General features: G+C 40.2%; 8 protein-coding genes. 1 reads left to right on the top strand and 7 read right to left on the bottom strand.

Annotated elements, in window-relative coordinates; genetic code table 11:
- Positions 1 to 205: 205 nt before the first annotated feature.
- From dndE to L4C54_RS03775, 7 genes are all read right to left on the bottom strand, one after another.
- On the bottom strand, positions 206 to 553 hold the full coding sequence (gene dndE, locus L4C54_RS03805; protein ID WP_428807138.1) for a DNA sulfur modification protein DndE: 348 nt from the start codon (positions 551 to 553) through the stop codon (positions 206 to 208).
- Complete coding sequence (gene dndD / locus L4C54_RS03800) at positions 553 to 2,571, bottom strand: DNA sulfur modification protein DndD (protein ID WP_428807137.1); 2,019 nt, start codon at positions 2,569 to 2,571, stop codon at positions 553 to 555. Before dndD ends, dndE begins: the two co-directional genes overlap by 1 nt.
- A gap of 7 nt (positions 2,572 to 2,578) precedes the next feature.
- Complete coding sequence (locus L4C54_RS03795) at positions 2,579 to 4,384, bottom strand: DNA phosphorothioation system sulfurtransferase DndC (protein ID WP_428807136.1); 1,806 nt, start codon at positions 4,382 to 4,384, stop codon at positions 2,579 to 2,581.
- Positions 4,381 to 5,460 carry a DNA sulfur modification protein DndB gene (dndB, locus tag L4C54_RS03790; protein WP_428807135.1) on the bottom strand — a complete coding sequence of 360 codons (1,080 nt, stop codon included), beginning with the start codon at positions 5,458 to 5,460 and terminating at the stop codon, positions 4,381 to 4,383. Before dndB ends, L4C54_RS03795 begins: the two co-directional genes overlap by 4 nt.
- 210 nt (positions 5,461 to 5,670) lie before the next feature.
- Entirely contained in the window at positions 5,671 to 6,549 is an 879-nt protein-coding gene (locus tag L4C54_RS03785) for an HNH endonuclease domain-containing protein (RefSeq protein ID WP_428807134.1), read from the bottom strand.
- Between the two features lie 276 nt (positions 6,550 to 6,825).
- Positions 6,826 to 8,847 carry a DNA phosphorothioation-associated putative methyltransferase gene (locus L4C54_RS03780; RefSeq protein WP_428807133.1) on the bottom strand — a complete coding sequence of 674 codons (2,022 nt, stop codon included), beginning with the start codon at positions 8,845 to 8,847 and terminating at the stop codon, positions 6,826 to 6,828.
- Positions 8,848 to 8,874: 27 nt separating this feature from the next.
- Entirely contained in the window at positions 8,875 to 9,402 is a 528-nt protein-coding gene (locus L4C54_RS03775; RefSeq protein WP_428807132.1) for a hypothetical protein, read from the bottom strand.
- 189 nt (positions 9,403 to 9,591) lie between these two features.
- Between L4C54_RS03775 and L4C54_RS03770 the strand changes: the two genes are divergently transcribed.
- Positions 9,592 to 10,398, top strand: a complete 807-nt coding sequence (locus L4C54_RS03770; RefSeq protein WP_428807396.1) for a YeeE/YedE thiosulfate transporter family protein — start codon at positions 9,592 to 9,594, stop codon at positions 10,396 to 10,398.
- Positions 10,399 to 11,294: the final 896 nt, after the last annotated feature.

Below are 11,294 nucleotides of genomic sequence, written 5' to 3'. Positions count from 1 at the left end.
TTAGTACTTTCGTCACATGGAAAAAGCATTTGTTGCATTGAGCAAGTGTATTTATGAGCATTAGCTGAACAGATAAAAGGGATGAAGATAATTAATTAGGAGGGTTGATATTAAAGTCAGATGAGTAAAGAGGCTTGCTGAGGTTATTAGTATCGATGTTTTATTTGACCAGTGCGGTCTGTTAACCGCACCTATCAGAAAAGTATTACAGTTTTTGAGCTAAGCTAAGACAGCTTTTATGGTTTCTCAGTGAAGCAATCCCATCTTCTATATGCGCGGCCCAGGCTTGCTGATACCCTTTTGTATCTAGCTCTGGGTAGTGCATTTTCAATACTAATTCAGTGACATCACTGGTTTCTCCAAGCCAAGTGTATTTGTCTAATACAAGAGAGCCATCTAATTTAGCTTCTTGACCTTGATAACGAAAATCACTTTCTATAGACCGAAAGAAGGCAATACGAGCGGAGACGTTAGGTGTTATACCCGTGTAACCTTTTAACTTCTTAAGCTGTTCTTCGGTAGAGCGGGTCAGGTTCATGCGGTTAGGCAGCATTATACAGCCTCCTTAGTAGGCTCTTTCCAGAAGTAACCTTGTTTCAGTGATGAAGACTTGGTTGCGCCATCAAAGCAGATTTCATAAGTACGAGCGATATCATCTTGAATCATGCTTGTGTAGTTCTTATCAATCTCGGTATCCGTCGACAATATAACCACTTGGTGACTTGCGGTAGGGAAGTAGTTTTCTACTAGCTTATCTCTGTGGTGTGAATCCAAACGTCCAAGCGGCGTATCAATAATAATTGGTAATTTGCGGCCTGATGTTTTACCGAGTGCTTCGAGGATTGATATAGCGTAAATTTGCTTTTCACCTGCAGACATCGCTTTTCGGTTTATTTTAATACTATGCTCATCGATTAACTCAACATCAAATGTTGCAGGGTTAATGGATGCAGAAATTTTTAAGTCTTCTTTACGAGCAAGTTTTTTATACGAAGCAACAAACTCAGATTCTAGTTGCTTTACGCGAGCTTTAGTTAACTGTTCCGCAAATTTGTCTAGAAGTAGCATTGCATTTTGGGCATTGGCGACGCTGCTGTCTTTACTTGTCTGATCTTTGTTTTTGTCATGAAGCTTTTGAATCTGCCTTGCTGTTTCAAGCGCTAAACGAAGTTCACGTTTTGCTTTTTCTAATAAGTCATGATACTTAATAATCAGTTTTTCTTTCTTCTTATCTAGCTCACGCACATTAGAAAACAGGCCTTGAACTTGTTCTTGTTCTGGCGCACGTGCAATGTTGTTAGACGCATTATCGATTTCATCTTCAACTACTTTTAAGCGAGTTCTAGCTTCGTCAAACCGGCTGAATGAGAGCGAAGACTGCTGGTTCACTTGGTAGTCTATGGTAGCCGCTTGACGGTCGGATATATCAAGTAACAAATTTTGCTGTGAAACATCACCTAAGTGATCTGTGAGGCTATCTGTTATTGCATCCATTGCAGCTGGAGCCGAGCTACTCAGGTTGAATGATAGTTTAGCTCGTAGCGTCTCAAGAAATGAGTCTAATTCTTGACCAAAGTTTTGCTTTTGCTTAATGCTCTGCTCTTGTTTGATTTTTTCAAGCAGTACAAGCATCGTATTTGATGCAAGAGAAAACGGTAAACTGGTTTCCATTTCCATACGGATTTGTTTTTCTAATTCGACTTTCTCTTTTAATAACTCATCAACTTTTAACGTTTCAGCCTCACGGGTTTTTGCCCATGCCCCGCCACTTTGCGAAAGCTTGTTTTCTAGAGTTAGAATATCAGTCGATGTGAGCTTTATTTGAGTAATTACGATATCCGCTTCGCCACGTAGTTTCTCTGAATTTCGTTCATGCTCAATACGCTTTGCATCAAGTGAATCCATTTCTTCGCGGATAGATTGAATAAGCGTTGATGAGCCTTGTTTTTTTAGATAAATACCCAAATCACTTTTTAGCTTACCGATTACATCTAACCCAAGCAGGCGACGTACAGCTGTCTTCAGTACTGTTCCAGATTCATCCTCGGCTAGGTCTGCTATTTTCTCACCATCAAAAAAGAAAAGATCTGCGATACCTGTGGGAATTAATTCATTCAAAAAGCCTTGGCATTGTTCGTAGTTAAGCTCTGGTATTTGACGGCCATCTTTTTCTAGGCAGAGGTTATCTTTCTTGTCTTTCTTCCATCCTCGGATGATCTTGTAAGTGCTTTCTTCTCCGTTTTGGCTGTACTTGAATTCTAACTCAATTGAGGCATTATCTTGAACACCACCGTGGCCAATGCCTTTATGAATGAGCTCATTGAGAGCTTCAACATACTCACCATTAGAGAGGATTTGCCCAAAAGACTGGCGTCCAAACAGAGCTAAACGTACAGCGGTAAGGATAGAGGTTTTACCGGCACCATTTAGCCCACCAAAGAGAATGATTGGGCGCTCTGTCCCTTCAATAGGGCCTAATTTACTTAGTCTTGCTGGAGCTGGACGCAAATCAATCTCATGCACTCCACGGAAAACACGAAAATTATTCAATGTTAATTTTGTAATCAGCATAATTTACTTAAAACTCTTTCTGTAGCTGCTTGTCGATATCGGTCAGTTGTTGGTTGTATCGTTCAATTTCTTGTTGATGAATATCAAACTCGGCTTTGTTTTGAAGCAATTCGTGCTTTTGTTTGATTTCTTCTAGGCTTCCCCAGTCTCTTTTAAGAAGTGAAGCAATTTTATTGCTAATACCACTACGACGGCTTAGGCCTTCCATAGAAATTTCGAGCTCTATAAGCTTCATGATCATCTCAGGCGTGACGTCAAAATCTTCACTTAACTCTGTGATTAGCTGTGCATCACCCTTGCCGAAACTTGCATTATCATCATATACCCAATCGAGGTCATAGCCGTAAACATCTCTGAAAATAGTAGGTAATGAGTCGTCCCAGTCAGGCTCGTTTGGATCGTGAATCCATTCTTGGCGAATAGCATGGAGTTCAGGCACTGTGATCAGCTCAATTTCACGACCTTCAGCTTTATATTTTTTATCAAGCTCAAGTAATTCACGTAACCATTGGCGACGATATTTTAGCCAATATGGGCCAGGAATAAATCGGATTAAATGCCAAGCAATTTCGGTTGGATTAGGGTGAGCAGCGGTACTCTTGACTAGCTGATATGAATAATGTTCAAGTAAGTGACCATCTTGATACAGCTGAACTTGGGTTTCATCATCAGAAACGTCAAGGTGTTGCCCTTCATCTAGAGTAATACTGTTTTTTACGTCTTCTAGAGTTTTTAGCTTTCCACCTTTATAGGACGCTTGGTTTGCAACTCTCCCTGTTCGACGCTTAAAGTTCCTGTATTCATCTTTATTTTCTGGAATACCAGTTTTAGCAAGCTCATCTCTGAACGTTAACAAGGGTAACATCCAGTCTTCACCATTTTGGATAAGGCTTTCCATTGCTCTATCTTTGGTTACTACCGTACAAGTCCAGCAGCCAAAGCGAGAGTTACCGCATGAAGGTGTTGTTTCGTCGATGACTAAAGGACACTCGCCTTGTCCTGAAGAATCTTTATATAGATTCCAAAGAATTAAGTTCTTGCCACCCCAAGGGTTTTCCCATTCTAAATCGTATTCGTTTTTCCAAATGTTTTTAATGCCAAGGGCTGTTTTTTTTGTTTCTAAACGGCAAAGACGTAAAATTTTCCAAACGTCATCAACACCCCATGTATCAATAGGTGTAAAGATAAACGCGTTTGAAAGCGTTGTATGACGGGCCAAACGTGACCCCTCTATTTTATGCTTTGCAATAACCTGAGCACGGGAGGCACTTTCGTCACTACGTGAGCCTAATACCACGATCACTTCGTCAAATTGAGAAACTTTAGATTTGATGAAATCACTCACAGGGTTAATTTTCATTCTCTCAGTGCACCAGCGGAAAGAACGTGTTGGTGCAGGGTAACCTTTCCCCAATAGGCTAGACCAAAATGTTTGATCTGATTCAGGTACTACTTTGTGGCAAGTAATCGGGAGATTATCGCGCTTGGCGCCTTTGCTAATGGCATCTAAAGAATTGTTTATATGGTTAACAACAACTGGAGTTTCCACTAATGTATCAGAGGTCACGACAAAGACAGGTTTAATGCGATCTTTCTCTTCAAGTCCCAGGAGCGCCATATAGACAAGGCTCATGATTGCTGAGGAGTCTTTACCCCCGCTGTAACCTATAACCCATGGCCTTTTGTCTGCACAATAGACGCGCTGAACATCTGCGACGTAATGGCTCAATTTGTTGTTTGCGAAATCTTCAGAATTAATGAATTCTTGATATTCATCGGCGAGATCTTCCGCCATTTGTAGCTCGTGTATCATGATAGTTGCTTCTCTAGAGCTTTTTCTTCTGGGGTTAATGGTAACCCGAGTTCAATTTTTAAAGCGTTGGCGGTTAACTGAATATTCATAGTAGATTTACTCAATTTTCCGAGGTTCATGCTACGCTTTATCCATTCCGGATTGGTTTTTAGCCAGTTTACTTCTGATAACTTTTCCAGCTTCCCTTTCCAGTTATTAGGTTCTTGGCATAGCAGGTGTTTGCCTAATACACCTATTGCATGCAAACCTACACCGTGTGCATGTATGTATTCTTGGCGCAGTTGAGCGGGTGACACTTCTTTGCTTATTACCAACTGCCAGTCCTTGATGTAGCGTGTAACTTCTTCCCAAAATTCAGCTGCTAGCTTTTTCTCTTCTTCCGTAAAACCTTCTTTTGGCCCTTTACTTAAAAGGGCTCGAGTTGATTGTTTAATACTACTAAGCGTGAAGAGTTTATTGGACTTAGGACTGATATTAGATTTTTCCATTTCAGTTAAGCCAATAAATGGTTTAACGCTTTTCGCCAACTCACGTGCTAATTCTGAACTTTCATCACGGTGATCGTATAAAGTGCCTAATGATGGACTCGGTTTGACCGCATATTTGTTTAGGTCAGCGAACATTTGCTGGCTGCGACCTAAGCCTTCATCGATGAAGAAAAGAACTGGAATATTGTCTTGTCCTAAGTCTGGATTCTCTCGTAGAGCTTCTTCTATTGCCTTACGTCGATGCTGACCGTCATTAATCAAGATTTGAGCATCCATAGGAATTTTGAGAGTTCCTAAATTGGGAGCACCTTCATAATCATCAAATGATATATCAACGCCGACAGATGCGGTTAACGCTGAAAATACGTATTCTTTGGGGTTATCTAATAAGTATTTAACCATCTCAGGAATACGAGTTTTGTTGAGAGTCCTTTGCGCTCGTAATTCTGGCGGAACATCATCTTCGTTATAGCTGAAAATCTTAGGGATGATACGCAATGGACAAGTCGCAATGTAAAAAGGGCGTCCCGCTTGAATCCCTCTTACTGCAGGAAATGAATAGCAGTATCCCGAATCTTGGTTTTGCATAACATACCTTATTAGTTTGTTAAGATGATATGACATAATTTTAGTTGGTATGTCATTTTTGTAAAGTCTGGTATGCCATAAATGACAAACTATTCAATTTGGTATGTTATGTAGTGGCTGGAGATTACAGAAAACCATATGGGTATGCCAAATTAATCTGGCTATTTTACACAAAGCTATCAGTAATATCTATCGTTAGCTAATCAAAAATCAGTGTGGTTTCCAGTCGCTATCAAACCCTTGTATTTCTGCCATGTCGATAAGTGATTCAATTGTTTTTAGGAAGCGAGTTTCTAATTGATGAGAGTATTTTTTTAGCTCAACTTCTGTACATTTTAAGCCAATTAAGTGGTCTTCAATGACTGATTTTTTGTTGTTTGTTATCGCATATTGGATAGCGTTTTTTTGTATTTCTACAAACTTGTTTAGATATTGCTTAGAAGGCAGGTTATTACTCTTAGCTAGATTGGTTGAAGGTATAATTGGTATGAGGTTCCAATGTTGGTCGTGACCGACATAGCTCCAAGGTATAAAGTGGTCTAGTTGGAAGTTATCCGGTGTGATGGGGGTATCAGTGAAAATACAATTCAAACCATTATGCAGTATGTAGTCGTTCCAAAACTTCCTCTGTTTAGTTAGAGTTTCTCGATTTAGCGGCGGGGATATTTTACTTGTTATTGCTGGTGTGTTGGGGTTTCTACGTTGTAAGAACTGAATCCAATTTAACTCAGCCCAGCTTTCTACTATTTTGTAGTTCTCCTTAAAGTATCCTATCCATAATGGGTGAACTTCTAATTCTACGTTTTTAGATGTGCTTTCAGTGAAACGATAAATAGGTATATTTAGGTCAAAGTTTTGGTTAGCAAGCTCAATGGTAAGCTGATTTTTTTTGTTATCGGCTTTACCTTTTAGGCCTTGTGAAAAGAAAGGTTGTAGGAGACGGTATGGTACATACTTCTTTAACTCGATGGCACTAGAGTTTTTAAAGTTTTGCTTAATCAGCTGTTTAGCCTTGGAGAGTACTTTGTCGTTGACTAAAGATGTGTCCAAGTCTTCTAAACCAACTGATTGAAGATGTTGCGACATCATATCTTGTGGTCCGAAACTTAACTTAAAGTAATGGTTAGGATACAGAGATAAAAACAGCATCCGTTCACACAATGATTCTACAGTTATAGTTTGTCTGGGTTTGAACTCTGTTTCTTTGAGTGTTTCTATTAGAGCTCTAAAAAATAACAACTTATATGAATTAGTTGTTGTGTCAAAAAGTCTTGCTAATGCGGTTATATTTAACTGTGGGTTTATTGGTAGCATAGTTAATAATTACTTATAGCTCAATGGGTTGGTGTACTACTTTAACGCAGTTCAGTTAACACTGACAATCTTATAGCCTTTTACTCTCTTCTCCTCTTTTCCTAGCAATACATGATATTCCATCGCTGTAAGTAAACTCTCTTTATCAAAGTTATGTTCGAGCAGTTTGGCTAATCGCTTATCAAAGCTCTGTTGTTTTTTATAGCTTTCGTGCTTGATTGGCATGTAAAGGTGCTTATTGAGTAGTGGGGGTCTACGAGCTTCATTTACATAATCGAAGAAGTCTATGTCCTGATCGGCCATCTTGATTTTGATTCGCTCAACTAAAAAGGGTACAGACTTTTCAAAATCATCATAAGCGGTCAAGGTGAGTTTTCCTGATGTGATGTGTATTTTGATTAAATCTATCTCTTCATCTAGCTCACCATACATTTGCAAGCCAGAACCAACATAAACTCTGAGTAACAGTGGCAAGTCATCGATGTAGTCTTTATGGAAAACTAAGGAGTGACCTTCGTTCATTAAGCTAGCATCTAGTTGTTGATTAGCTTTCTGGCATTGCTGAAGGATGAGCTCTGTGTCGGCTATAGCAAATAATAAATCTGTAGCGAGGTTCAATGCTGTGTTGTACTCACCAAATAGTGCTTTGATATCTCTTTTGAGTGCTTCAGGTTGTTGTGTGTAAGGCTTGCGCTTTTCAAATAGGCCCATCGTGAAATACAGTAATAGATCTTCCTTACGGTTTTTCTCAGCCTGCTCAAACTCTTGGGTACTGTACATTTCTTGTAGCAAGCTAAACACTTTTTTATGTGAACCAATCAGTTCACGTACCACTTCCGAATGATCAAATTCTTCATTAGCAGGAATACGCCCAAGCTCAAGGGTCTTACTCCAAAAGTCATTGAAGAGATCCTGATGCTTAGTGATGAGTAACTTCGCTTTGTCTTTTGCCTCTATTGGTTCAGGAGAGGTGAGCTGATTCCACTTATGATAACGCTTGTATTTTTTTTGTAGGTATTGCTGTTCTTCGAGTTTATCTTTGAAAATGTAAAAGATACCCGGAGCAACAGTAATCGCGTCTTCTTGCAGGCTTCTTTCTATGTACGCTTTTATCTCTGATTGAGCATAGTATTTTTGGAAGGTGTTACGCGAGGTGATCACTCCATCTTTATAAGATTTGAATTGTGCAATGTAGCTCTCGTTCGCAAGCATTACAGATACGACTAATAATTTGTCTGCTAGCTCCCAAGCGCCAAGCAGGGCATCAAGGCGTTCGTCTTGCTCTTCTATGACATTAAGCACAAAACCAATATTAACGATGTCGGATTTTACTTTGTCGTTATCGGGTTGAAAGTTTGGGTCCCATCCCAACGCATCGAGGCCATGAGCTTCGAGTTCTCTTAGATCATCTCCACGCCCACACCCATAATCGAAAATAGAATGTTCGCCTTCAAGGTAGCCATATTTCACAAGAGCTTTCATCGGCGCCGATAGTTCATGTCTCACAATTGCTGTCTTGTGCCTGTCGATACCATTTTCTTCTTTACAAATAACAGCAGAGCTGCGAAATAAGCGTCCATCCACCAGCTCATACCCATGGTGACCAATTAAGTTCTCCCATGATCGCTTAAACCCAATCAGGCGGCTGTTCTCATAAAGCCCGGCACTTTCTCCTTCTTGTGTTAGTGAGATAAAGTGTTCGTAATATTCACTACTCGGTAAAATCATGGTTTCTTTTCTATGTAGAATCGGTGGGTTTTCAGATTCTCCGTAGTCTGTGACTTTATGACTGAGTTTAGAAAGGTCGACGTTTAAACTCTGCTTTAAAGCAGGGTAAGAGTCGGTGTAGAAATCAGGGTAGTTCAGTAGGGATAGACGGAAATCTTTTTTGAATAGCTTTACGAGGTTCCAGTTGCTGTCATTTAAACTAACGGCTTTTGCGACAGCAGGGATGAATTGAGCGAGGACGTCTGGAAGAGCACTAAAGGCATCTCTATGAAGGTAAACTGCATCAGGCAGTTGTTTCCCCACTGTAATTTGTGCAACTAACTCTGCAAACAGTTCGTCGTTCATTCCTTGTCCTCTCTGATGTTTTTTCGATTATATGTCATCGAAGAAGGTCTGTGTGGCGTTCCCTTTTGCACTTTTTGTATTGATGCGAACTCCATCGCTTCGAGTTTTTCGAATCAGTGCATATTTTGAATTATCAGATCCGATACTGATATGGATAGGTTTATCCTTGGCATAGAAATACAGACGGTCGAACTCTAAGTTTTTACAGATAAATTGTGCCACTTCATCCATACGTTGCTCATAACCTTCAACATAAAAATCACACGCTGCACCATTACGTTTGCAAATACGATTACCACGTGAGTTGAGTTCCATTGATGCATGTTGGTCAATGTTGGGCGCCATATCACCTGGGCTATTTTTTAAAATCCACGTTAACAGAGAGTGGCTTGTATACCCGTAGGTTACCTGTATTTCTCCAAAGAATTGAGCGACAGGTTGCAACACTCGAGTAGCTAAAGATTGCAGTTCAATCTCAGAATGTACGTTAACTGCATTCGTTCCCGAATAAGAAGGGTGTCGAAATTGATACCAATCAACCACTTTTCCTTTCATATTTCCGCCCTTAAAGTTTTTCTTATTACTATATTTAACGAACGATAACCGCAAAATCAACTTTGATATTGGAGTTAATTTATAGTGTTCATTCTAGCCTTAATCTGCATTTTTATATTGGGGTACCTTGCTCAAACTAGCGGTCTCTGCATGGTTAGAGGGGTAAAAGAAGCAGAGAAAGGATCGCCAATGTTTATTGTCGCGATTGTTTTCAGCGGTTCGCTAGTTTGGGTTTCCATGACAATCGGATGGATAGTTGAGGGCCGAACTATAGTTGCTGCTTTTTGGCCTAGTTTATTTTCACTTGTCGGAGGCTTTTTATTTGGCCTAGGGGCGGCGATTAATAGTGGATGTGGAGTCTCAACAGTAAGTCGTTTGGCTCGAGGTGAGTTGGTTATGCTCGCAACGGTAATAGGGTGGTTTGTTGCATGGCTGTTTTTTGCGCCAGCTTTGCCTAACGAGCTTAAAGGTGGTGAGTTGGTAATATCCGACTTTTCAAGATATGTGTTCCTCAGTTTTCTAACTATCATCATTGTGGTCAGTTGTTGTTTTATGAGTGCGACTAATCGAAGACTATGGATTTCAATGTTAGGTATAGGGTTGATGGCTGGTTTTGTTTTTTTGTATGAGCCACATTGGACACCAAGTGGATTATTAAAATCAATGGGGGGCTCATTATGGCAAGGACAACCAGAAGAGTGGCCCAGAATCGAGCGTTTTATATTAGTAGCCTTACTTACGTTGGGAATGGTCAGTGCAGCTCTTGTTACTAAATCATTTGTGCTTAGGACTAGCTCTTTGACACGGATATGGAAGCACTTAATCGCAGGTGTACTTATGGGCTTAGGGGCAGTAATGGCTGGTGGAGGAAATGATACTCAGCTGCTAGTCGCGATGCCGGTTCTCTCACTGGCCGGGCTATCAACGGTGGTATGTATAATCCTAGGCATTTACGTAGGAATTCTTCTCTTACGATCTAAGAATGCAAAGTCATAATAACTCCTTTTTCAAATGTTTGATTAATACCGTTATGCATGGGTAGTGTGAACAATACGATGAATTCTGTGCTGCTTTAACTGATTGATATTTGGAACTGTTCCATCGCATATTGAGCTAGGCGCTGAGGTCATTTAGACCTTCATTAAGGGAAAGTTAAGCACTACATCTGGAAATCATCCAATAACCGAGGCATATCGTGAAGGCAGTATGTCTATAAGCATGACGTTCTGTTACAGCATACACACGCTGATACAATTCCAGTTCGGAAGTAGAAATACCAACGCATATTAAGCTAGGCGCTGAGGTCTTCTAGACATTCTTTAGGTGACAGATAAGCTTTACTCCTGCAGCCATCCAATAACCCAAGTCATATCGTGAAGCAGACGATTACGTTCTGCGTAAGCATATGCAGCACTCTGAGATCAGTTCTAGTCCAGAAGTAGAAATACCAGAGAATATTAAGCTAGGCGCTGAAGTATTAAAGACGTTCTTTAGCTGACATATAAGCTTTACTCCAGCAACCATCCAATAACCTAAACCATATCGTGAAGCACACGATGACGTTCTGCGTAAGCATATGCAACACGCTTATACAGCTCTAGTTCGAAAGTAGAAATATCAAAGCATATTGAGCTAGGCGCTGAGGTCTTCTAGACACTCTTTAGGGGAAAGATAAGCTTTACTCCTGCACCATTCAATAACCCAAGTCATATCGAGAAGCACACGATGACGTTTTGCGTAAGCATATGCAGCACTCAGAGATCAGTTCTAGTCCGGAAGTAGAAATACCAGAGCATATTAAGCTAGGCGTTGGCTTTAAAAATGTCGTAACAATAGGTCCTGAGTAAGAAGTTAGGGTGTTAATTTGATGAATCCCCATGTGTTAGTAAAAT

Source organism: Vibrio lamellibrachiae, assembly GCF_050337265.1.
GTDB lineage: Bacteria > Pseudomonadota > Gammaproteobacteria > Enterobacterales > Vibrionaceae > Vibrio > Vibrio kyushuensis.
This window is presented reverse-complemented; position numbering and strand designations above follow the sequence as displayed.